Origin of the sequence: Enterococcus sp. NPDC086594, assembly GCF_044746145.1 — a bacterium.
GTDB classification, from domain to species: Bacteria; Bacillota; Bacilli; order Lactobacillales; family Enterococcaceae; genus Enterococcus_D; species Enterococcus_D entomosocium.
In genome coordinates, this window is sequence record NZ_JBIVBP010000017.1 from 22729 (window position 1) to 47551 (window position 24823).

A 24823-nucleotide genomic window follows, 5' to 3' on the forward strand; every position below is an offset into this window, starting at 1 on the left:
ACTTTAGCGAGCAGACAAGCTATTTCTTTTTGATATAGTTATATTCGCCACCGTCTTTAATCGGTGCTGTCATAAGGGGAGTTGTTGACGCAACTCCTCTTTACATACTTATTATATCATCAAATCACTGAAAAAACTACATAAACGCCGAAACTGGAAAGCTTGTCTTTCCTTTTTTTATTGTCCCGTAAGCGGTGGAGGCGGTCGGAGTGTCGGGGCAACAAAAAAAATCATCTTAATTAAATAGTCGTTTCGTTCAGAGCTGGTCTCCATTCTTTAGATTTTATCTTTCATTGATAAAGTCGTTTTCATCTAGCATTCGTTCCAAGACTGAAGTAAATTCATTACTGGATACGATATGCAGTCGATCAAAAGCTGTAGGATCTATCTTTAATTTTTCGTCTTGTTGTTTCAATATAAAATATTCCTTGAACGTGTCCAGGGAGTTATAAATGATGTTGCTGGGTGTCACATAAACTAATTGAGCATTTTTTTTCTGAGTAAGAACACGAAGGTACTTAGGAAAGATTGCCTTGGTGTATCGATTTTGAGACTTGAGTGTCAGCTCAATTTCAAAATGCCAATTACTAATTTTGTTCATTCGATTTTCAAATCGTAAAATATAATCTGAAACATGAAAGAGCGTACCTTTTTTTGCTTTGGACATATCTTTCTTCTCGTACATTTGCCGACGCTCTGACTGAGCCAGCAGAAATGTTGGTTTTGTTTTTGCCAAGCGAATGGATTCAATTAAATAATTTGTAACCTCTATATGGTGTTTCAAATTATATTCGGGGACTTTTGGAAAGGAGTATATTCCCCCAATCGAATTGTGTCCTTTTTTTGTTAAAAAGAAAAAGCGTTCACCTCTATCTTCGTCCCAAGTAATATAAGATATAAGATCGTGCTGTAAAAGGTTAGCAATTTTTCTATGAACAGAAGATGGACTATATGAAAATTCTAAATTTATTAGAGATATTAATTGTGTTCGATTCATGATCCTAAGTTCGTGTAATAGATTTAGGATTAGCCACTCTGCATTTTCTTTATCGAAAGTAGTATATTTGCTATAAAGTAATTCTCGAATTTTAATCACACCTTTCGTTTGCCTTGGTTTGTTTCGTAAATTTGTGGCCAAATCAGCCAGACAATATACTCTTACCATTTTTGGCACATAGAACAGCGACAGCCCCTTCAAGGTTTGGTGAAGGGGCGCGGGCGCAAGGGGTTGTTGTTGCCTCGAACCAATATTTTTAAGCTATCTAGTAAAAGTGTAGGCTATCTTTTTCTGGGTTATGGTTAGGACTACACTAAGATACAATCAAAACTAAGGCATCATTATCTCATTTAGGGTTATGGTTCTGTGCCAGCCCCTTCAAGAATTGGTGAAGGGGCGTTGGCGCAAGGGGTAGTTGTAAGTTCCCTCTTTCAATGATTGAAAGAGGGCGGAGGGTGATAGTTAGAGACCCCCATGAATGGGGGTAGGGGGTTGATCCCTTTAATCTTTTCCATCTCCCATTTATCTACTCTCCTCACTTTGATCTATCATAATTTGTTCCACTTAGTGGGCGCCTTGCCGCTGTTGTCACTGGTTTATTATTCCGGTTCCTGACCATTTACGGTAAAACTGGGGATTTTTCCCACGTTGTCCGTAAATGGTCAGGAATTTTGCTTTAGCAAAAAGGAAGAATAAACCTTGGTGTGACAACGTTCAGCGGCAAGGCGCCCACGGACCTAGAATCCCAGGTGAATCCCAAGTGAATCCCGACTGAATCCCAGGTGAATCCCAAATAATCGACTAAAATATTGATTAAATGTCTTACACTTAACTGTTTCTTTCATATTTAGAGTTAACGATTAGCTGGATTTGTAACGTACACACGCACGGCTTGTTCACGTACGCTTTTAGATTTTCGGTAGACCACAAACTCGCCTTGACGTAAATCTTTGAACTCGTCTGGATGGACCAAAAAGTTTCGAACATTACGAACCGTTCCTCGTGAAGCTACCCAATCGGTCTTCTCAACGTCACTATAGCCATGCTCTTGTTCCACCATTGAGGTCTTCTCGACGTCGCTATAGGTTCCAATTAAAGACGTCCATTGATCGACTTCTTTTCCTGAATTGACTTGACCGATGAAGTACGTGTTACAGTTACCAACCATCTGTTCTGTCAGTATTGGATCGATTCGATCAATGTCTGCTAACATCTGTGGGCTGAAAATTGTATGAAGGCCGGCTCCTCTTCCTTTGTTTACCGTATCTAAAAATGAATCGTTCATGTAGACAGACGGTTCATCACAAACAAGTAAGAAAGGTTTAAATTCACTGTAGATATAATTCTCAGAAGCTAAATAATTCACTTCGGAAACAAAAAATTGAGCGAGCGTTTTAATGTAATCTTTGTACACCAACCCGTTCAATGTCAGAAACATGACCTCATTATTTTGGCTGTCTTTTAATAAATCAAGCTCTTCAACGCCTTCTTCAGACGTATCAAACAGGTATCCTAGTTCGCTATCGATCAACATATTGATGTTTGTCTGCAGGGCTTCGGACGTGGCATAAAGGTAAAATGGATTGTCTTTATGTTCGTAGCGCATGAACAATTTTTTGAACATATCCTTTTCTTTTTGAGGAAGAAGATAGCGAAAGCGCCGGATCAAATAGTACAGCTCTTCTAATGGCAAGTGGTCTGGATTGATCTCAATCAACGTTTCACCGACGGGATCACTACTGATTTCATCTTCAATATCCAACTCTTCCAAACGATTTTTCTTTCGCTGGTCATCGGTTTCCTCGCTGTCTTCTGTCTCTTTTTTCTTTGAAGTGGATTTCTTTTTCTTCTCTTCTTTTTCTTCGACAGCCATGAACAGTAAGTCTTCTTTCTCGTCTAGCTGCGTATCCAAAAACTTCATTAATACATTTCTTGGTAGGAAGTACTCGGACACTTGTTGAAGCGTGCGATCGATTCCAAACAAGTCTAAGAATTGAATCGTTGCTTGAATCAGTGATTTCGCTGCACCAGAATAGAAGACACTTTCTGTTTCGGCAAGTGTGATCAATCGGTCCCGCACCATAACACTGTTCCCGTGTTTGATAGGATTGTACCGGACGTTTTCCGTATCACTAAAAACTTTGACTGATTTTCCGTACTTATTAGCGATTCCCTCAATCGATTCTAAGGTGTCTTTGGCTCCTTTTCCATCGATGTACAAGATCGGAATATTGTATTCAATCGCATAGTCGATAAAAATCATATTCAAGGTGGTTTTCCCACTCCCTGTTGTTCCGGTAAAGGTCGCGTGTTGATTCAACTCAGAAAATGACATGGTATAAGGATGACCGAATTCCTCAACACCAACGAACAAAGGCGGTTCTTTGGTCGTGGTTTCACCCATGCCTCTTCGTTCTCGTGCCTGAGTTCTTTCTTTTTTTTGTTCTTCTTTAAATCGTTCATTTTCTTCTTTCACGATGTCAAACTTGTTCTCTTTTCGTTTCTTGTAGTCTTTACTTTTTCGAATCATTGATAGTTCTTCTTCTTTGGACTTTACTTTCCGTTTGCTGACGAATCCAACAACAAGGGCAAAAAATGCACATTGTGTGACGGATCCAAGCAATAACGCAAACAAGCTGCCAACGGTAAATGGCAGCTTGTTTGGTAAGAAATTAAGCGGAAAGAAGTTGTAACAGCTGAGGTAAATAATTGGTGTCCAAAGAAACGCTAGAAGAAAATTGACGAGTAATCCACCAAAATAAACGACGGCCGATAGCACAAGGTATCGTTCAAATAAGGGGATATAGTCACGTTTCCCTAAAGCGCCATTCTTTTCTTTTTGACTGATCCAATACAAAAAGCAAAAAGGAATGAGCCCGACAATCGTGAAAGGATAGAAGACCAACAACAGCCCAGAAACGATTAGGCTGATCTGACTTAACTTTCCTTGTGGCTCTTTTGCGCCGCCTCCTGAAGGGGACTTATCTGAAAAGGCGGCGTCAAATGCTCCTTGATTCCATATACTCATAGTTACTTTCTCCTCACTGGTTGACGGACGGTTTGATTGTCTTTCTTAAGATATTTGTCTGCTCCGACATGTTTTTGTTCATTACTCGTTGCTTGTTTCTTTGCGGATTTCCCGCGTTCTTTTTTCGGTGCCTTCGCTGGATTTCGAACCGTTTGTCCTTTTTTATGCGTTGAATTTGACCCTTGATTCGACGTGGGTTCTCCTGTGGTACGATCTACTTGACGAGCATTAGTTTCGACACTCTTTGTCTTTGCGCCAACATCTGAAGTACTTTGTGTCGGTTCACTACGTTCTTGACGTTGTTGAGCAGGTGTCTGCTTTCCTGTCTTAGCGACTTTGGATTCAACGGCAGCTTCCTTAGAAGAGTCTCGTTCTGATTGTTTCTCTCTGCCCTGCGCTTCTCCAGAACCAGTTGACTGTTCCTTACGCTGTGTCCGCTTCTCCGATTCCTCCTGTCCCTGACGTGGTTTATTCAAGTCTTGAGACGACGCTTCTTCAGGAGTAGGCGTAGATTGTTGAGGGGAATCTGTGGATTGCTGTCTATTTTGACGTCGATCACTGACCGGTCCAGATTGACCATTTGTCTTATTCAATTCATTGTCATCTGATCCTGGCTGTTCTGAATCCTTTGGATCAACTTCTTTACGAGCGGCGCGTTGCGCGCGCAAGTCCTGCTTGTCTTTGTCCGTTGGTTTATTCAAATCTTGGCCATTTGCATCTTTTTCTTTGTCCGTAGATTCAGCTTTTTTACTCGCTTCTGCGGCTTTGTTTCGTTCGGCTCTAAGGGCATTTTCAGGTTTATTTTTCTTGTTTACCTCGTTCAACCCATGACTGGAAGCACCATTCTTTTCAGCTGCAGCTTGTTTCTTCTTATACCGCTCTTTGGCATCTTCTCGTTGCTGTTGACGTGCAGCCTTTTGCGCTGCTTGTTCAGCTTTCGCTTGCCTATTTGCTTGAATCGGGTGTCGTAGAGCCATTCCCATACGACTTAATTTGCTTGCGTAGGGTCCAGGTGTGAAGATAATGCCTAAGAACCGTCGAAAGGTCCAAAGAAATGGCGGTGCTAAGATCCAAGCAATAAACGTAATGACACGGTCTAGCGGATCCGTTGTTTGGGTATTCATTACACTATAAGCCAATGTCACATAGCTCATAAAAATCACCATCAGTAGGCTGATCCCACCTTTGATAAACATGATCGTCCCAAGCCCTTTGAAGTAACTCCCTAAGACATCTTTTCCTTGAATCACCATGGCAAATATCAATGCGATCGGGAAAAAGACAGGAATCGCAACCAATAAGAACTGAAAGGCGATTCGTACGATTCCTAAAAGACCATAAATGAAAAACTGAAGTCCGTTCGTGATCACATACAAAAACGCAAGTCCAGTCCATCGAAAGGCGTTTGTATAGATCGGATTCGTATTTCCTAGTTCATCCACCTCATAGTCTGTCACGTCTTCTACAAACGCTACCTGGGCTTCTGAAGCAGAATCATTATCTAATAATGCACCAATCCGATCAAAACTTTGACCGTTATACTCGATGGCTTGTTCTCGTATCTCGGCTTCATCTGCGGTACCATATTGCATGTAAAGATATGGCACGTACACATTGTTGTAAAAGACCTCTGCAGCCAATCGGTTCGCTAAATCATTGTCATCCTCTTCACCATTTCCAGGGACAAAGTGAGTTTGTCCTTCCGGCTTGAAGTTAGGATTGACCCCTGCAAGAGCTTTTTCCAGTTGGTGATCGATCGAGATCACGCCGTCAAAGAAAAACTCATTGCCTTTTGGATCCGTAAAAATCGCAAACGAGATCATAGTCAGTATCGCTAGTCCAAAGATTTTAACGGCTTCAAAGAATTGTCCGGTCGTTGCGTATTTAATGACCATAAAAAGGGCAACCATAACCAAACCAAAGGTTGTGGCTACGTTGACCAGAGAGTTGGCTAAGTCTAAAGACAATTCCTGAAAGGGTTCCTTCACTTGCGTCGCCAGATCCAAGGAGAAAAGACCTTTCACCATTCGCGCGTTAAACCGTCCGATTGCTGAAGCAGCCGACCACACCCAATTTTTGATCATGGAATCTAAGTTTTGTCGAAATTCATTGATTTTATTCAGGCTTGAAAACTCCTTATTCATTAAAGAAAAGGAGTTTTCTTCATACCTATTGTAGATTTCATCTTTGTCTTCTGTCGGCTCTTTGTTCACTACTGGAAAGCCTTTTTCTTCGCTGACGGCTACATACATGACTTCTGTTTTCGCTTCTGCCTGAATCGGGTGTGACGCACTGAATCCGATGAACGAAAACAGTAAGACAAGAAACAGTAGACACTTTTTCTTCATAAGTTCCTCCTTTCTAGAATTCATCCTCTTGCTCAAGCGCTAAAGCTTTTTGTGTTCCTTCATCGGACGTATCGGTCGATTTGATTGCCTCAAGCCATTCTGCGAATAAGACATCGATCGCAATGGCTTGATTTCTACCCTTATGATCCTGAAACAGACAGGTTCCTTGCTTCAAGGATTCGATCCGTTCTTTGTTGCTTTTGTTGACGGACATGCCAAAAAAGGAGAGAACTTGTTCTTGTTGATCCTTGGCTTTTGGTTTAAAGGCAAATTTATAGGAAATCAGATCATTCGCCGTTTCTTTGTCGAAATCGGCGAAAGACTGCATCAGGATCGTCATATCCGTTCCATATGCCCGCCCTTTACGCAAGTTGTCTTCAGCCAGGTATTTTCCACGTGGCGTATCCATAAACCCTTTGGCTTCGTCGATAATGACACTCGCATCTTCTTCCATATTCGTTGAGAAGATCGATACTAAATGCATGATCACGTCCATAATCGCTTCACTAGCGATTTTATCAGGACCTAAGTTGCCATATTCCTTTTCTTCTTTTGTTGGCAAAGAGAGTCCTTGGATCCCTAGAACGGTGACCTGGGAATGAAACCCGATGGATTCACTGTCATCATCTCCAATAATGACTTTCCCGATCCCCTTTTTGTAGCTGTTTAATACTGCCCCCAAATCTTTATCCTCTTGTCGGATCAGGTCAATAACGGCACTGAGGTGCCGGTGGTCTGCTTGTTGATCCACTGCTTCGATGGCATCAATAATGATTCGCTTCAAGCGAGCAGCTTTTGACGGGTCTTGATTCACTTCTCCTAGTTGAAACAAGACTTGTCTTGCTTCTAACATGCCTTGTTCCCCTGGTAATAACATCAATGGATCCAAGATGCCTCGGTATTGATCATCCGTTGATAAGGTAAGGAAATGGATACTATCACAAAGCGCCACAAACTCGGGATAATGACTATATTTGCGTTTGGCATCGTGAACATATTTCACCATTTCGTTCTTTGGCTCAATATAGAGGGTCTTTTGACCAAAGAATAAAAGCCAAAGGAAAATATATTTGACCAGGGTGGATTTCCCTTCCCCTGAAGGTCCAGTAATGACGGTATTCCCGTTGGCATGGACACTTCCTTCAACATTTTTCTTCGTTAAATGAGGTGAAAAGTAGACTAAGTTACTTGAGAACTGAATCGCTTCTTTGACATTTTTAAAATCCTTATGAGTGATGATTCGACCAAGTGGAAGACCATATTTATTTCCTACTGTTCTGTATAGATCAAAGCCGAGATCCATGAGATAACTCGTCGTGGCATGTTGTTCATAGTCAAAGAAGGTATAAGGCGCCCCTAGCTGACTTTGATAGAAATAGGTCAGTTGATCGACCAGTGGACGATAAAGCTTATAGTCCGTGCCTTTGAAGACGAGTTTTAAGTGATCGATTCGTTCTTCAAGCTCTTCTAAGGAGTTAGCACTGATCATAAACCAAAGAGAAAAACCGACTTTTCGTCGGTTTTCTCTTTTTAGATCATGATGAAGTTTCTTCAATCGTTCGTCCCCAATCAGAATCACTTCATCGTCGTCTAACTCGGCATTCGCCGTATCATGATCGTCCATTTGTTCTTTGATTCGCTTGAACATTTTTCGGACATGCTTCATATCTTTTTCCGTCGGGGTAAAGCGTGCTGGTGTGAAAATATCGATCGGAAAATAGCAGCTGCTCTTCACTTCATGAATAAAGCCACTGCCAAATAGCGAGCTTGGCATCCCCACAAGTGGAAGAAAGACGGTATAGTGGGTTTGATCCATCTGTTCAATGGTCAAATACCCTTTATGCATCGTCACGATCCCCTCGGTCATTTCAGCGTCGCTGAACTCTTCTGGAATGACAGCTGTGTTGGGGTGATAGAGGTGGTATTGAATTTTTTTCAGCTCTGTTTCCGTTGCACGTCGGACACGTTTGGCATGTAAAAGATCCTGGTACAATGCTTCTTCTTTTTCAATATAAACCTTAGAACTTACTTGGGTTTGTGCCGGTTGACCGGTCACCACCTCACGAACCTTTTTGGCAAAATCATCTTTGAATAGTCGAATGAAGTCGATTGGATCTACTGGAATCGGCTTATTTGTCAACTTCACTAATAAGAGTGTTTTTGATCGAGAGATTTTCAATTCTTGATTCAAAATACTGAAGGCCTCGTCATAATAGTAATCGCCAATGCCCTTTAAGGGGCCACGGACCAATTCTGTTTTTGTTGTGTCGAACTGTTTCTTCAAAGGAAATCGCTCAGAGATATCAAGTACCCGGTATTCATATTCATCATGGGCAAACAGTTCTTGTCCATCATCGATATAAGGCTTAAAAAATTCTGGTTCATTCAATGGAAAGTAGGTCTTATCGATCACATAAGCTACCCAAACATGACCGTCCTTCATAAAGATAAAGTTGCGAAACCAGCTGTCTTGAGGGGTTTGTGCGTAGGCTACTTGGGTTTCCATTGATAGACACGTCCTTTTTTCCTTTTATCTACAAACTGAAGTGGTGTTTCCATGAACCCTACTTTATGACCATGTTCTGTTTGCGTATTTCCTCTTGCGGTTGCCTTAAATCGCCCCATCAGAAAAGAGGAGAAGCGTTTCTTATCCCATGACAAGCTAAACAGCACCCACAAACCAACGCTCAGGAAGAAAATGAGAACGATCCATGTTTGGCGAAAGAGATTACTTAAAAAAGTAATCCCAAACACCAAAGAGAGAATCCAGGAGCCAAAAACAAGTCCTGCAATGACCCCGATACCAATCAAAAATGAGACTTTGACCCCTTCAGGGAAAAAGCGACTCAGATTGATTGCACCGATGGCATAGACTTTATGAGGCTGTTTCCATTCCCTTGTGTAGTTATATTCCATTGATTATCCCTCACAAGTAAAAACGCGATAGAAAAATGGCTGTGCTTGAAGCGGAAGGGTCAAAGAATTGGTCTTTGAACCAATTTCCGATTTCCCATGCGTTATCAAGAACAATAATCAAGGCAATCAACACAAGCACACACATAATCGATGCGATTGCTCGTCCGATCCCTTGGGTCATAAACGCTGCAATGGCCATAAAGATTGCGACCACCACTAAAATAAAGACGAGCTGTGGGGCAAATTCGCTAAATAAATTACTAAAATCAAACATGTTTCATTCCTCCAAATAGGGTTTATTTTTTTAAAAAGGGGTCACAGAATCGACAAAGTAAGAGCCTGCTTCCCCAGAAATCGTTAAACGAGCAGTTGAGGTAAAGAAATTGCCTTCAATAAATGATAATTGGAAGGACGTTTCAGCAATCAACTGGCCCTCTTTTTCGACTAAGTTTAATACTTGAATATTTCTGACTTGATCCGCTCCGACACCTGCGACGTCACTCACTAGCTTCAGATTCGGATCATTTTGAACGTAAAGGGTTAAAAAGTCTTCAACGAATGAAACCACACGTGCAGCTTCCCCTTCTTCAAGACTTTCTCCTTCCGTCAGGAATGGATCAATCGTTGCTTTTGCCGTGTTTCCTTCATGATTCTCAGAGAATGTCATGCTCAAGAAACTAGGTGGCTGCAAGACTTTCACTTCGCCATTCTCAATATTGGTAAGTAAGGACACACGTACTTGATTTGTCTGTTCCCTCTCAACAAAGACAACGTCGTACGTCGTTTCAAAGGTGAAGCCTATCTCGTCTGCTTCTTTCTCCTTCTGCGTAATTGCTTGAATCGATTGGATCGATCGCGTATTTCCAACAGAAAATTGAATCAAGTCATTCATGGATAGACCTTGTGCCAGGTAAGGGGAAAGGACTTGTTCCAGATCACTGCGTGACGTTCCTTCTTCGATCGTAAAATAATGGGTCAAGAACTCCTCGCCAACGTGACGGCTCCAATCTCCTTCTTGCGTTGCTTCTAACGTTGATTCGGCTACTGCCTTTGCCTCTTGGACACCCGTAGCGGCAATATGAGCGAGCTGATTCATACGGCTATAAGAAAGAAAAGAAACGACGCACATGACCAAAAATGTGAAGTAAAAGAAGTAGGTGAGCCATTGTCTCACCGTTACTGGATGAAAGCGAAGGCTACTCGGTTCTTTTTTCTTCTTTTTCTTTTTTGGTCGTTTTTCTTTTTTCGGCTTTTCTTTCTTTTTCTTTTGTCCCTGGGTGGATCCCTGCAACGCACTGGGATCAAAAAAATCTGTTTCACTCATTCACAATGCCGTACCTTTCTTTCAAATATTTCGGAATTGATTCTGCAATGACCACTTGATCGACGAGCAGTCCAGCACCGGATAAAAACTCTTTAACGAGTGGCCACTGTGACTTTGATAATCCGAATTTTTTGTTCAATGGCTCAAAGAATAACTTACTCCCGACACGAATTTTTCGATTCTGGATCTGCCAAAGAATATAGATAATGGTTTGTTCCTTTTTTTCATATTGATCAAAGTGTGGCGCGTATTGTTCTTTTTTCTCATTTATTTGGTCATTCACCTGGTTGGTTTCTTGGTTGTTCATTGAAAGTCTCCTTTTTAATTTGAATAGAATTGGCTATTGGACGGATCTTCTTCGTAGGTTAAGTCATAGACCAACCAGGTCTCTCCGGAACGTCGATAATGAATAGTGACAAGCAGGACTTGGTTGGTTTCTTTATGGGCGTGTTCCCCTGTTTCATGGTCGTGATTATGGTCCGAATCGTAGAGTACGTGGATCCTTGTTAGCACTTCTTGATTTTGTTCATCAATTTGGCGAAAGAAGCTCGTCTCTTCGATAATTTTGCACGCAAGGTCTTGATAGACGGGCACGCCTTCGGTTATTCCTAATGCTGGATAACGATTCTCACTATAAGCAAAGGGCTTCATTTGTTCTTTTTGTGTATCTAACGAATCATAGATAAATGCCGCTTGTAGAAGAGCTGCATGGACATCGGTGAATGATTCGTCACTTAACTCAGTTCTTGGTTGTCTAAGTTCACTTGTGGTTGTGCTTTTTGTAGTGGATTCTTGCGCCTCTTGCTCTACTTCCCGATTCCCTTGTATCGCTGTATCATTGCTCGATTGAAGGGTTTCTTCACTATCACTAAGTGACAGACGAGAGAGAAAAAAGACACACAAAAGCAACAAGACACCACACATGACCACAAGGGCTATTTTTTTTGACGGTTGCATTTTTGTTTCCTTTCTTCTTATTTATTTCCGAAAAAGACTGGATAGGGATCTACCAATCGGTCTTGGGCTAGGCTGTTGTCTAAACAAAGTTCCAAATGCAAATGCGGACCGGTACTATGTCCCGTATTCCCCATATACGCAATCAATTCCCCTTGCTTGACCTTTTGACCAACGGTTGCTACATTTCGTTGATTATGGGCATACAGTGTCGTTGCACCGCCTTCGTGGGTGATCGTCACATAATTTCCCCAGGAAAAATGATATTCCGAGCGAGTAACGATGCCATCTTTTGCGGCATAGATTGGTTCGCCTTCAGGAGCAGCTAAGTCGATTCCTCGATGAAATGCTCCCCATCTTGGGCCATAGTGAGAAGTGATCGTGAAATTCTTCATTGGCACCACAAAACCATCTGCACCAGTGATCAAATCCCCTTCTACGCTTTCGCCTTCACAGCCACCGGACAAGCCACCTAATTCTTCAATGAATTTATGAATTGTTGGTACCCAATGGATATTTAGATTCGTTGGATCGTTACCAGCGCCCACAGGTGCATAAGCAGAACCTAGTTTTTCAATCGTATTCAAGCCGCGTTCATTCCATAAATTGTTTAAGGTTTGTCCGGTCATTTCTAACCCATCTTCAAGCGAATCAAAGTGAATAATTTGGTTTCCACGCATCTGCCCTGAAGGGTTATTATGCTCAAGTAAGGCACGACTCGTTCCCCACGCGGTTTCATGTATAGAAATGGCGATCATTAAGACAGGATCAACGTTATGCTTAGCCGAGGCATGTTCAAAGGCTGCTCGTTTGCCTTTAAAGGCTCCGGCTCGCTCCAAGACCTCATCGATCTTATCTTTGTCATAATCGCCTGAGGGGGAACAAATACTGCCTCCTGAAGCAGTTTCTGATCGTAGCGTCTGTTGGTTTCCTCCACCGATAAGACCAATCAATAATAAAAGACCAAGCGCTCCTATAAGGAGACTTGGTCCGATTTGCCAGGCAATAAATTTTTTCATTCTGAATCCAGCTCCAAAGGCGCTTCATCAAAGAACGCTTCTAGGCTGACATCAATCAATTCTGGTGCTTCACTTTCTTCAGTGTCTGTACTTTCTGGTAGATCAAGTTCGTTTGTACTAGGATTTGACCAGGGTTCGTTAGACCATTCGATAATAGTTACTTGTTCAACTTCACTTTCTGACACTGACTCAAGTTCAGTAAGGTCTGGTAATAGCGGTTCATCATTGTCCGTCTCAGGATCCGGAGCTGGTTCTTCTATTTCTGATACGACTAATTGATCAATCGCTAATCTGAGATTCTCAGCAGCCTGATCCACATCACTTTGACTTGGCTCGTGTGCTTGGAGTAGTCCTTCTGCTTGATTTAAGGCGTCCATTAAGACGTTCCAGCTATCTTGTGTGTAATTGCCGCTATCTAATGACCGTGCGTGTGCGATTAGAGAAGCCAGTTGATCTGTGTTCGCTACTTCGATCAATTGGTCGATTGCTTGTTCTAAACGCTCATGCATGGATAGAATCGCTTCTTCAGAAGCCGTTCCTTCGGTTACCAACGTTTTCGCGTCTTCTATTGTCGCTGTCAAACGAGCGAAACTGTCAGCTGTATAGTTCTGCGCTTCAAACGTTTCTGCCTGATCAATCAGTCGTTGTAAATCAAGCAAAGCAAGTTCCAATGAAGGCCGCTCTTCCAGCTGATCGATGGCTCTGACGAGTCGCCGATTCATCCGGTCAAGGGCATCTTGCGTGTGTTCATCGGTTTGAAGCATTTGATTCGCTTCTAAGACACGTTCATCCAATCGAGCAAGACTCTCTTGTGTAAACCGTTCACGGTCAATCGTGTCGGCTTGTTGGATCGTTGCTTTTAATGTCGTCGAATCCCCTTTTAAAACCAGCTGATCGATCGCTTGTTGTAAGCGACTGATTTGTAAGTCTACTTGTGCTTGCGTACTATTACGATCTTCCAACATTCTTTCAGACACGCGACGTTCGTAAACAAACGTCGAGACACCAGAAGACAAATAGAGATTCGTATTGATCGATTGCGCCTGGCTAACCAACGTCTCAAGGCGGTCATAGTTTACCTCAATCACCGGTGGATCTACAGGAGGGTTTACTGGCGGATTGACCGGCGGGTTCACTGGTGGTTCTGGTATAACTGGTTCTTCTGGATTGATTGGCGGTACTGGTTCTAAAGGATCGTTTTCTTCAGGAAGAGGAGGAAGGGGCGTGATCGGCAATTCCGGCTCATCTGGTGTCACTGGTCGATTTGTATCAATTAATGACGGCCCTTCATTTCCAGGGTTATGAACAACGTTTTGATTCTGTTCACGGTCATCGGCTTGTGCCAATGCGTCTAAAATAGGGCTTCGATCAATGGTTTCACGGTTTGTCTGGTTACCAAAAACTTGTTGGAAAACCGACTCGGTACCGTCATTGCCAAATACCCGATCAAAGAGTGAGGACCGATCGTTTTCTTGAGTGACCCTATCTAAGGGTGATCGATCGTTCTCTTGCTCATCTAAGCGTTCAAGGGGCTTTCTCGTGTCTTGTTCTGGCTGGGGTTGTGTTGACTGATCATTTTGAGAAAATGCTGGATACATAAAACCTGTAATAGCTGTAATGCAAATCAAACTTAATCCGATTTTTTGCCATTTGGTCATCTTTTTAGACGTTTCTTTTGTCATACGTCGTTCCCTTCTTTCATAAATTTAGCCGTTCTTCTTTTAAGTCAAACAGGTCATTCAATTGTTGTTCAAGTTCTTCCCGATCAAGTGTTGCCTCTTCTTGTAAAGCCTCTATTTCTTTTTCAGCCGCCTGTATTTGAAGGGTCAGCTGTTCGTATAAAACGATTTTTTTCTCAAGTTCAATACTGTTGATCTGGGTATTGATTTGTTTCGCCTCATCCAATTCTCCTACTTTCAAGTAACAATACCCAACGATAGCCAAACGTTCAGGATCATTTGAGAAAGCTTCGGTTTGTTCTTCATAGGCTGAAACAGCTCGACTATAGTTATTTTGCAAAATAGCCAAATCAAATGAACCAAACGTCGTTTCGTTTTCTTCGTGAAAATCGCGAAAGCGTCGTAACGTCGCTTCTGAGCGATTATCCAGCGCATAGTAATAGAAAAAGGTTTCTGTTTTTTGTTGTTCTTTGGGGTACAGCTGATAGGCTTCCTCAAATTGTTGTTGGTCGATAAGCTCTTCATAGGTCAAGGTTTGCCCTTCAGTGAAAAAGACTTGGTTCACACCAAAGCCAAGAACAACAAGTAGTGCAAGGGACACAAACACCATCCCCACACCATAGAGCCACTTGGTCAGTGTCCTTTTGTTTTGTACTTTTTCTTTTGAGATTCGTTCTTTCTTACGTTTTGGCTTTTTTTCTTTTTTAGGTTTGACCGTCTTTATTTCAGGAACATCTTCTAAGCTATTTTTGAATGATTCTGAAAATTGATTAACGACTTCTTCTGAAGCACCTTTTTCAAATAGAAATTCTTCCAATAATTCCCACCAGTCAAAATCAAAAACCGGCAAGGAAAGCTGCGATCGTAAGACGACTCGTTCATCTTGAATCAATTCATAGTGGAATGTGACGTCAATACCTTCCATATCGACTTCTTCATTTTTTTTGAAAAGCATTCGATTTGCTTCTTTTAATGACATGGTTTTCGGACAAGCCATGGATAATCCTTCTACTTCTATAAATCGACAGTCCATTAAAATTACCTCCTATGCCATATCAACCTCCCGATCGTACACGATCGTATACGGTCGATTTTTGGAAAATTTGATCCGACGTTCCTTATTATTGATGGTAAGAATGTAGAAGTCGTCTATTCCTTCCTCAAAGAAGGTATAGTCATTCTTCTTACACGAAAATTTCTTTTGAATCGAACGATTTTTGAGCCAGTCTTCTATATTCAATGCGGGTAAAATGACCGATTGCAGTGAATAGCCGGCTACAATGCCTAAGACAAATGTGCTAATTAAAACGAACCCTTCCATATCATTTAGATCCTTTCTTCTTCCTCTTTTGAGACGCTTCATTTAGCTGGTTTAAACTATACAAATCCTCTCGTGATATTTCTTGAGTATCCGAGACGATATATTCAAACCAGCCCTGCCGCGCCCATGACTCATCGGGATTAAATTTTGCCTTCGTTTTCTTCTTATTGATTGGCACCATGACTTCGATTGGATCAATCGGAACCTGCCGAATATCTTTTACTTGAACGTAGGTATTATGATTGCTTTTCGTGATCAACCCGATTCGATCGACTTCAGTCAATGTTTCCTGCGTCACTAAGCCATTGCGAATCAATTCTGATACTTTGTTTAAACTCAATTGGATCGAGCGTAATCGCTCAAATTTTGCGGTGAAGGTCAGTCGGACTTCCTTTCCGACGGTTAAATGGAGGACTTTTTCTTCTGTGGTTTCGGTCATGTGTTTTTTCCTTTCTTTTAGAAATAAAAAAAAGAAAGCACCGAAGTACTTTCTTTTGGGTAACGCTTATTTTGGTAAGACAGTCATAGGATCGATCAACTGATCCTGTGTCAAACTTGGCGATAAACTCACTTCAAAATGCAAGTGAGGACCGGTACTGTTTCCGGTGCTGCCCATGGAAGCAATGATTTCGCCTTGCTCAACGGTTTGACCAACGGTCACTAAGTTTTGATTGTTGTGGGCATAGAGTGTTGTTAGTCCGTTCTCGTGTTCAATAGCAACGTAATTGCCCCATGACGCATGGTATTCAGATCGAATCACGGTCCCTGCAAGACTTGCAAAAATTGGTGTGCCTAGTGGTGCCGCAAAATCGACGCCTCGATGAAATCCTCCCCCACGTGGCCCAAAGGAAGAAGATACGACCGGATTAGCCACAGGGTGGATCATTTCGTCAGTGCCTTCTGGTAATTCAGCTTTTTCTTTGTCATAGCTAGTCAATGCGTAGGCTTCAATTAGGGCGTTTAACTTCTCGCCATATTGTGTATCCGTCGCATATCGGCCGGTTAAAAATTCTGTTGCGTCTTCATAGGAGTCCGTTTCTGACTTCCAGGTACCTTTATAAAAGTCATTATCATGCGCTAAACCTTCTTTTAAAAGCTTCGCATAATCTTTGAAGGTCGCTTCGTAATCTTCATACTGACGGAACGTTGCATCGATCGTATACAGATTACCTTTTCCATCATCTTCTTGTGTTTTGAAGGTGACGCCCTTTCCTTCATAGGTTCCCTTGATCCCAAAAAGGTTATGGTAAGGGGCTTGGCTAAGCTTACTTTGACCACTGGCAGATTCAAGAATCGCTTGTGCGATCATAACTGAGCCGTAGAGGTCTTCTTCTAAACCGATTTTTCGCGCATCTTCGCCAATTTCTTTAATGAAATCCCACGTTTCCTTGACAGGAGTGATTTCAATGGCCGTTGATTGATTGGCTTCAGCTGGCGTGCTTTCTGCTAGCTCTGGTAAAGTCGGACGTTGATTTTCAACGGGCGCTGGCTGCACGGTCTCCGGCGTTGCGTCCTGATTCGTTGATTGATCTGGCTTCGGTGTTGGTGCTGGTTTCACTTCTTCTTTTGGTGGGTTCACCGGTTTTGGATCTTCTGGTTTTGGTGCTGGTGTAGGTTCTTCTGGCGTTTCTTCAGGAACTTCCGGAACAGCAGGGCCTTCTTCAACAGGTGGATTCACCGGTTCGCTTGGTGTTTCTTCAGGTGTTTCACTTGGTTGTGACTCCTGGTCTTCAGGAGTAGCCGGTGATTGTTCTTCGGTTGGTGTTGATTCTGCTATATCCTCTGGACCAACAAGTGCAGCTGAAGCTGGAATAGATGTTAAAAACTGGCTGCAAACCAGTGCAAGTGCGATCCATTTTTTTGATTGTTTCACTAAAAAATCCTCCTTTTTTTCCTCTCTTATCATACCGAAGATAAAAGGCAATGTGTAATCAATTTTTTCACTCTCGTATGAAAAATAAGTATTTTGATCAATCGATTGTTCATTTGTTGCGTACGTAACCTATAATGCATTAGGATCATAGGAGTTCTGATAGTTTCTCGTAAAACTCCAATTGACTATAGAATGGGGACAAGATTGATCTCCTCAAAGGAATTTGACCTAACAAATCTAATAATTCGTGATCAATCAATGTTTCTAATGACATACTTTTTGGCTTGCTCAAGGTGATCAGCTTCTTTATTTCCTTTTTATAAATTCGACGTTTGAGCGGTGATTAGGTCATGTAAAGGTCAATCAATTTTAGGTAACAAAGTGATTTATCCATGATTTGTCTCCTTAGTGATAATTATCAATGAAAAAATGCCAAGCAATACCTACTAGGATGGTGACCATAAGTATTGTTTGTACAATAATGAAGTATGCTTCAATTGTATTGTATCCATTCTCATTCAATTTATATCTCACGTAATAGATACAAGTATTCACTAGAAGAAAAATAAAGATACCAGCTACTATGTTTCCCCTAAAATATTGGATAATATTTAGTATCATATTCCCTCTCCTAAGCAGTTATATGACAAAACAACTACGTGCAGCCTATTTCCTCTGCACGTAGTTGTCCTCTTACGCTTGTTTCTTACGGAAGAAGTAGAATCCACCGACAATACTTACAATGCTCACACCTAGTACAGTTAGAATCATACCAGCTGTGCTTCCTGTTTTCGGCAGCTCCCCTTCACGTTTTGGTGCGACAAAATGAACCGTTTGATCCATGTTCTCTAAATCAACCTCACGGCCAACTTCTTCCTCTTGTTCTTCATCATAGCAAAGGACATGAGTGGCAGTCATTTCGTCGCCATCTTTCATGGTGTTTGCCGGTAAATCAAGGAAAACAGACAATTCATCTTCTTTGCTTTTCGCTGTCCATTGCGTTGTATCACGGCTTACAACTTCACCAGTTAAGCGATTCACGTATTCAGTAACGATCGTATAGGTGTGCCCAATTTCAATGGCGTCCCCTTTGATCCATACTTTGTCTTCCAATCGGTTATCGATCGTAGGATCCACGATTTTTTCACCATCAACCGTCGCAAATAATGTCGTGATTTCTAAGTCTTCACGTTCGTTCACGACTTCTAGCACAATCAATTCACCGTCGTTTTCGACAGTAACGGAGAAGTCAATGTCTTCTTCTAATTCAAGGTACCCTGGTAATGGTTGCCCTTCAACGAATCTATACTCGCCGTAAGGTAATCCTTCAAGTGAAATCATGCCTTCTTCGTCCGTTAAGAACGCATCAACAAGCGTTTCAGACCCATCTTTTTCAATTTGGTATAAATTGAATGGTACATTCGCTAAAGGTTGTTCGTTCAAGCGATCGCGTTTGATCAATTGGACGTCTTGACGTGCTAAACGATTCGGCACTTCAATTCGGATCATCCCGTCAGAATCTTCTTGCGTCACACTGAAGACGATTGGCTCTTCAAGTAAAACATACCCTTCTGGCGCTTTTACTTCATGCAATTCATAGCGATCAACGCCCCATGCAAGGCTTTCGGTTGTGACGATCTCACCTTTTTCATTTGTTTCAAAGACGTCGGTGCTTTCCGTATCATTCGGACGCTGCATCGATACGAATGCCCCTTCGCCATCATTTGCCCAGGTATCAAAGATTTTGAATTGTGCGCCGGCATAAGGAATGTTTTCCCCGGTTTCTTCATCGACTTTAACAATGTGCAAACGAGACTCAATGATTCGGTCTTCCAGTAAGAAGAAGTGCGTATAGCCGTCTTCAGAGATAGTTACATCGAATGGTTCAATCAATAGATAGCCATCTGGACCTTTTGTTTCTGAAATCGTATAGGTATCATACGGCAGGTTTTCAAAACGGAAGAAGCCGTTCTCGCCTGTAGTAACCACATATTCTTGTCCTGTTGCGTGAGCAGTTGCGGTCAATTCAACGCCTTCTAAAGGAGGTTTAATGTCTTGATTGGTTCCTGAGATTCGTTCCAATATGTCTGCTAAAGAGTTTGGAATCAATGGACGAGAACCGAATTTGTAGCCTTCGATATGCCCTTTGATTACACGATCTGTGACAGTACGGCTGTGAATCGCAACTGTTTCATTTTGACCAGCGTACGTTAATTGAACTTCGTGTTTCGTTGGATCCAAGTTGTACCCAACTGGTGCTTCAACTTCTTGTAGGAAATAAGTGCCTAGTTTCAAGCCTTTGATTTCTGCTTGAGAGATCCCGTCAACGTTATCCATCGTCAAAGTTGCGACGAAGTTTCCATCTGCATCCGTCAAGTCATATTTCGCACCAAAGAGCGTTGCGGCACCTTGTGGGGCGTTTCCTGTTTCTTCATCTTCTTTGATGACCGTCAGATTCGCCAGCTGTTCCTTATTATCAAATCGAACAGTGGTTGTCTCATTGGCCCGAATCGTCAATGTTTGTGGGTTTGAATTTAAAATATAACCATTTGGTGCTTTGATTTCTGTAATGGTTACCGTTGTATCCACCATAAGATTTTCCCAACGCGCTTTTCCATCTGCACCGGTGGTAAGTTCTTTTTCTTGTCCATCGGACGTTACAAAACGGAAAACAGCACCCGCAAGTGGAAGTCCCGTTTCTTCGTCGACTTTCAAGACTTCAGCATGTCCTTCTTTTAGTACGTCAATGTTAAGGTTAACTGTAATCGGATCATCAACATGCAAAACCCCTACTCTTTGTCCGTTTCCAACACGATAAACCAATGCAGCGCTTGCGAATTCTTTCGGAATTCGAGCAATCGATACTGTACCATTCGTATTTGAATTGGCGTGAGCTGTAATGTGTAGACGATTTCCTTCTTGACGAAGCGTGACATTTGCGGTGTTAGTCAAATTATTCATTGCGTAATTAGCAAAAACACCATTTGTATCTGTAATTGTGACTGTTTCACCAACTTTTACTGTTACTCGTTGGTTATGAAAGCTTGGTCGTGTGTTGTATTTAGAAATTTCTGATTCAACAAATTGTTTGCGACTCGCATAGTTTGGGACAGTAGTTGAAAGTGTTTCTCCACCGAACAATTCCCAGCTCATTTGTTGGACAGCAACATATTGAGCTGCTGATTGATCTGAATTTTCGTACCACCCAAAATAAGCGGTCATAGATAGACGTTCTCTTAGTTGTGGATTAGAAACTACTTGTGCTAGGTTCTCTTGTGTTGCTCCACTACCTAACCCAGCCGGGACACCTTCTTCAATACAAAAGGCAATCTGACCAGTTTCGCGAATCCGGTACATATAAAACTTATCATGTAAAAAGTTGTTTCCGTTTGGCAAATTACGCCACACTTGGTGATTAATGGTTTGAATATTTTCAATCGTATAGCCAGTTGCACGAGTGAAATTCTGTCTTAAACGTGCATATTCTTCTGATTTAGCTAACATTTCTTCTTGTTCTGACGTGCTTTTCGCATTCTCGAGTATATAATCCATCGTATAACGCTCATCAAAGTCACCGGTCACATCAACTTCTTCTGTATCTTCTAATGACTTAACCTCGGTTCCTGAAGGCAAAATAAAAAGTGAATCACCAATTGTCTCTACGACTGGTAATTCACTGGCATCTGGACTATCGTTAGCGCGTGCATTTTCCGATTGTAAACCGGCACTTCTCTTTATCTCGTCGATTGCTTCATCGGAACGGAACGGCTTTACTTCTGTTGGTACTGTTTCGATTTGTTCCTCATCATCTTCATTAGAGACTGCAGTCATACGTGTGGATTCAATATGATCCGCAACTGCTAAAGCAGGTGAGACAAATAGTTGCCCCATTGTAAATAAAAGAGCAAGGAATGTTGTCACCTTATTTAGTTTTTTGATTTTCAATTTTTTCTCCTCCTAGAATGGAATTCTTCAAACTTGTGTGAAAAGTAAAAACATGGTGCGCGGATCATTCTTCCAACTCCTTTCAGACACAAAAAAGCAGGTGAAAACTATCTTTCACCTGCTTTTACATCCATTTATTTTAATAAAAATCTACTGAATAACTTAATACTTCACCATTAGACCAAAACAATGGTTTTGAAGTTGAGCGCATCCCAAACCAAGGACTTTCTGGATCCATTGTCTGAGCTAGACCCCATTCAGCAGCTTCGATGTTCGTGTCAAACTCCATACCACTGTTACCTAATGGTGTCACGCGGTACAATTCTTCTTCAGGATCTGTTTCTCCGCCGCCTGAACCATTATCACCGCCACCAGTACCATTGTCTCCTCCTGGAGGAGGTGTTACATCAGTACCGCCACCGCCGGATCCGTTATCTCCACCTGTAGGAGGTGTGGTTGACCCGTTGTCTCCGGATCCATTGTCCCCGCCTGCAGGAGGTGTCACCGTACCATTGTCGTTCCCTGCCCCATTATCATTGTTTGATGGAGGATTCGTTGTGTTGTCCGTATTTCCAGAACCATTACTTCCGTTGTTTGAAGTGTTTGATCCAGTCCCACCGCCGATTGGTTTCGTTGGATCCACTCTGTCTGCTGGTGTTTCTTGAATCACAGCCTGGCTGATTGTATCTCCTTGAGCATTTTCCATTGTCGCAACATTGCCATCCCATGAAATTGTATTGCCTGCGAAGATTAAGTCAACATTACTAATACTATTCCATTGAGCTAATTTTTCGACTGTAATGTTAGTTGCTTCGCTGATAGCACTAAGTGTATCGCCCCAAACGATTGTGTATTTGTTTCCTGAAATATCTGCTTTGATTTGTTCCGCTGATCGTGGGGACCACTCAGTCGCTTCAGCCTTTTCGGTATGAATGGCTAATGCCATACCTCCAACTGTAATTCCAATTGCTAACACTTTTAAAATTTTCATATTTACTTCCTTCTTTCTTTGTCATTTTTATTATATTAATATAATACCATTACTATAATAGCATTACAAGTATTTTTATCTAGATTTTCAAATTTTTTTCTTATATACTATATTTGTTACCTAGTTCTTTCGATGAGAGGTGAAAACATGAATATTACGAATCCCACAGAACTGAAAGCTTGGATCTCAGAAAATCTGCTAACAAAACGAGAGGCAATCAAAATTACCCAACAATCTCCAGAAACTTTCCAACAATCTGTTCGAACAGGTGTTATTAAGCCCTTTTACGAAAGTAAAGAAGGTAAAGGTCCTGCAATTGTACGCCTGTATTTGAAAAGTGAAGTCGAGGCATACGCAAAACAGTTAGCTGTTATAAGAAAGAAAAGGTAGCGCCCTATAAGTAGGGTCTACTTTTTTCATATGGAGGAGTACATGAAGAAAAAAATAATTATCTTATTACCTATTATCTTTATCGGCATTAGTGCCATCCTAATCAATCAAACACGAAGCACCAGAAATGACTATCGAGAAAACCTAGAGACTTCAACATCAGTAGAGCTATCTGCCTTTGAACAACTGCAGAAAGCTACAAACAAAGAACTAATCGATTTAGGAGAAGCATTAATTTCCTTTGTTCATTTTGATGATGTCAATGCTGCCACCGTAACGACTGAAACTAAAGATATTACCTTCCCCTTGACTGTGACTGATCCTGAATTGAACAATTTTAGTATTGAAACATTAATTGCTAGCCCTGAATCATTTATTATCGGAGATACTTTTGGTCTTGCTACTGATCAAAGCGGAGAGTTTTACTACTATCCTTTAATCAATTGATGGAAATTCTTAACTGAAGTTCACCAAGGAACTCTTTCATATATCGAGTCTTAGGAGAGATTTCAAATGAAAGAGTTACACAAATGATACTGGTTATTAAAACAGGCCATTCTTGTTTTAACAAATTACGTAGATAGAAGATTTGCTTTCCTTGGCAAATCTCAGTCAAGAAGACACATCAGACAAATAGAAAATATTTTATTACACGATTAAATATAATTTACAACATATATCTTAAAATATTATCAATATTATGAATTTTAAACGTAATTACTTAATAATAATAACAAAAATATCGAAATACACTATAAAATGCATGTTTATTCTCATGAAATTTTAATACCTATACAAATTAGCATAGAAATTAACAAGTTCCATGCTGCATACATAGCCAATGGTCCCCACAAGACTCCAAAGAACATTTCTGTTCTTAAGAAGTATGATCCAAGGATCATTACGACAAAACCCAGTAAAACAATTCGCCAAAACCAGATACAATAATGATCCAAACGTTGATCAAGCTGCTGTTTCTTCGGTAAGTATTGCTCCATCATTTTCCACACTCCTTTGAAATAAAAGTGACAAGAGATACGTTTCCATGAATTCTTTCTCGCAATCGATCAGATCGACCATCATTTCATCATACGTATTCCCTTCACCGACTAACTCCCAAGTAAATGTTTTATGTCCAAACAAAAACACATGAAACTTTTTACTTGTTGTGTCGCTGTACACTTCCATAGTCATTTCCCATCCGTCCGCAACAAAATCTTCAATTCCCTTCATTCAGATCCACTCCTTTCTTTTAAAACGTCTTATATTTACTAGTTTTATAGGACAATCAAGCGCAAACTTTTACAACCGGAGAAGTCTAACTCCTATGAAGGCCGGATATTTGCTCGTTACAAACGGTAAGTCTTGGCAAATCCTTCAATGATTTTGGCACACCAAACGAATGTTGGTTATGGTCGCTGGACCCTTTAGTAGCCAGGCTGATTAGTCCAGAGGGGCTGTCCTTCGCCCTATTCAATTAGAAATACTGACGGTTCGTTATCAACCTTCAGCAGAGGATTTATTGCTAAAACTAGCAAATATAAAACGTCTTAGCTTAACGTTCTATTTTTTTACATACCTTTTGTTCTTGCTCGAGTACCAATACTTAGCCATCGACTCACCATACTCTTTGTTTTGTTGCTCGTCGATCATATGATAAATAGCCATAGGTACTTTTGGATAACCTGGTTTTTGTACGTGAAAAATATCATTCACCCGTGTTGTTTTTAAGGGCAACTCTTTTTGGATCCTTTGTCCAATCACGCGGCTTTTTGAATCAAAAATAAGTTTGATCTGATCAAATATCGCTTCTGTACTTCCTTCAGCGAATTCAACGTCATAGGTCTTTCCATCTTGAAGCATGGTTGTGAAGCGTATAGCCGCATTTCTCCGTATCTTCCATCGTTGTCCGTTGAATAACTGCACAACTATTTCGTTTTTAGTTGTCAAGTCACTTAATTGAATCGTATATCCTTTTGACATTTGAAATCATTCCCCGTTTAAGATTTTTAACTAAAAAACTGTTCAAAGACAAACA

General features: G+C 41.2%; 21 protein-coding genes. 2 read left to right on the forward strand and 19 right to left on the reverse strand.

Features of this window, described 5'->3' with window-relative positions:
* Positions 1-283: 283 nt before the first annotated feature.
* The 17 genes from ACIPK1_RS16125 to ACIPK1_RS16205 all read right to left on the reverse strand — a co-directional run bounded on the left by ACIPK1_RS16125 (position 284) and on the right by ACIPK1_RS16205 (position 22350).
* Positions 284-1165 carry a replication-relaxation family protein gene (locus tag ACIPK1_RS16125; protein ID WP_016620951.1) on the reverse strand — a complete coding sequence of 294 codons (882 nt, stop codon included), beginning with the start codon at positions 1163-1165 and terminating at the stop codon, positions 284-286.
* Between the two features lie 685 nt (positions 1166-1850).
* Complete coding sequence (locus ACIPK1_RS16130; protein WP_016620953.1) at positions 1851-4025, reverse strand: TraM recognition domain-containing protein; 2175 nt, start codon at positions 4023-4025, stop codon at positions 1851-1853.
* Between the two features lie 2 nt (positions 4026-4027).
* Positions 4028-6373, reverse strand: coding sequence for a DUF4199 domain-containing protein (locus ACIPK1_RS16135; RefSeq protein WP_042890271.1), 2346 nt, complete (start codon positions 6371-6373; stop codon positions 4028-4030).
* A 13-nt stretch (positions 6374-6386) separates the two neighbouring features.
* Entirely contained in the window at positions 6387-8879 is a 2493-nt protein-coding gene (locus tag ACIPK1_RS16140; RefSeq protein ID WP_400451315.1) for an ATP-binding protein, read from the reverse strand.
* Positions 8864-9289: a TcpE family conjugal transfer membrane protein gene (locus ACIPK1_RS16145; RefSeq protein WP_270290923.1), complete on the reverse strand. Its 426-nt coding sequence runs from the start codon at positions 9287-9289 to the stop codon at positions 8864-8866. Before ACIPK1_RS16145 ends, ACIPK1_RS16140 begins: the two co-directional genes overlap by 16 nt.
* Before the next feature lie 10 nt (positions 9290-9299).
* Positions 9300-9563 carry a hypothetical protein gene (locus tag ACIPK1_RS16150; RefSeq protein WP_016620957.1) on the reverse strand — a complete coding sequence of 88 codons (264 nt, stop codon included), beginning with the start codon at positions 9561-9563 and terminating at the stop codon, positions 9300-9302.
* Positions 9564-9593: 30 nt separating this feature from the next.
* Complete coding sequence (locus tag ACIPK1_RS16155) at positions 9594-10613, reverse strand: conjugal transfer protein (protein WP_400451316.1); 1020 nt, start codon at positions 10611-10613, stop codon at positions 9594-9596.
* Positions 10606-10920 (reverse strand): hypothetical protein, encoded by a 315-nt coding sequence (locus tag ACIPK1_RS16160; protein WP_400451317.1) that lies wholly within the window; start codon positions 10918-10920, stop codon positions 10606-10608. Before ACIPK1_RS16160 ends, ACIPK1_RS16155 begins: the two co-directional genes overlap by 8 nt.
* 14 nt (positions 10921-10934) lie before the next feature.
* Entirely contained in the window at positions 10935-11570 is a 636-nt protein-coding gene (locus tag ACIPK1_RS16165; RefSeq protein WP_400451318.1) for a hypothetical protein, read from the reverse strand.
* A 17-nt stretch (positions 11571-11587) separates the two neighbouring features.
* A complete protein-coding gene (locus ACIPK1_RS16170; protein ID WP_140966557.1) occupies positions 11588-12586 on the reverse strand; it encodes a peptidoglycan DD-metalloendopeptidase family protein in 999 nt (332 codons plus the stop codon).
* On the reverse strand, positions 12583-14268 hold the full coding sequence (locus ACIPK1_RS16175; RefSeq protein ID WP_400451319.1) for a hypothetical protein: 1686 nt from the start codon (positions 14266-14268) through the stop codon (positions 12583-12585). The genes ACIPK1_RS16170 and ACIPK1_RS16175 overlap by 4 nt, the downstream gene beginning before the upstream one ends.
* Positions 14269-14284: 16 nt before the next feature.
* Positions 14285-15298, reverse strand: coding sequence for a hypothetical protein (locus tag ACIPK1_RS16180; RefSeq protein ID WP_400451320.1), 1014 nt, complete (start codon positions 15296-15298; stop codon positions 14285-14287).
* Between the two features lie 12 nt (positions 15299-15310).
* Positions 15311-15586, reverse strand: a complete 276-nt coding sequence (locus tag ACIPK1_RS16185) for a hypothetical protein (RefSeq protein ID WP_062806355.1) — start codon at positions 15584-15586, stop codon at positions 15311-15313.
* 1 nt (position 15587) lies between these two features.
* The gene (locus ACIPK1_RS16190) at positions 15588-16025 is read right to left on the reverse strand and encodes a hypothetical protein (protein ID WP_400451321.1); all 438 of its coding nucleotides are present in this window, start codon (positions 16023-16025) and stop codon (positions 15588-15590) included.
* A 66-nt stretch (positions 16026-16091) separates the two neighbouring features.
* Positions 16092-17459 carry a peptidoglycan DD-metalloendopeptidase family protein gene (locus tag ACIPK1_RS16195; protein WP_400451322.1) on the reverse strand — a complete coding sequence of 456 codons (1368 nt, stop codon included), beginning with the start codon at positions 17457-17459 and terminating at the stop codon, positions 16092-16094.
* A gap of 693 nt (positions 17460-18152) precedes the next feature.
* Positions 18153-21398: a SpaA isopeptide-forming pilin-related protein gene (locus ACIPK1_RS16200; RefSeq protein WP_400451333.1), complete on the reverse strand. Its 3246-nt coding sequence runs from the start codon at positions 21396-21398 to the stop codon at positions 18153-18155.
* Between the two features lie 145 nt (positions 21399-21543).
* Positions 21544-22350, reverse strand: a complete 807-nt coding sequence (locus tag ACIPK1_RS16205; protein WP_400451323.1) for a LysM peptidoglycan-binding domain-containing protein — start codon at positions 22348-22350, stop codon at positions 21544-21546.
* A 192-nt stretch (positions 22351-22542) separates the two neighbouring features.
* Here ACIPK1_RS16205 and ACIPK1_RS16210 point away from each other — a divergent pair, with 192 nt between their 5' ends.
* Together ACIPK1_RS16210 and ACIPK1_RS16215 are read left to right on the forward strand one after the other, a co-directional pair.
* Entirely contained in the window at positions 22543-22785 is a 243-nt protein-coding gene (locus ACIPK1_RS16210; protein WP_270290914.1) for a hypothetical protein, read from the forward strand.
* A gap of 42 nt (positions 22786-22827) precedes the next feature.
* The gene (locus ACIPK1_RS16215) at positions 22828-23232 is read left to right on the forward strand and encodes a hypothetical protein (protein ID WP_400451324.1); all 405 of its coding nucleotides are present in this window, start codon (positions 22828-22830) and stop codon (positions 23230-23232) included.
* 516 nt (positions 23233-23748) lie between these two features.
* On the opposite strand, the gene ACIPK1_RS16220 is transcribed toward ACIPK1_RS16215, so the two are convergent.
* On the reverse strand, positions 23749-24018 hold the full coding sequence (locus ACIPK1_RS16220) for a hypothetical protein (protein ID WP_325907861.1): 270 nt from the start codon (positions 24016-24018) through the stop codon (positions 23749-23751).
* 330 nt (positions 24019-24348) lie between these two features.
* Positions 24349-24768, reverse strand: a complete 420-nt coding sequence (locus ACIPK1_RS16225; RefSeq protein WP_400451325.1) for a hypothetical protein — start codon at positions 24766-24768, stop codon at positions 24349-24351.
* Between the last annotated feature and the right edge of the window lie 55 nt (positions 24769-24823).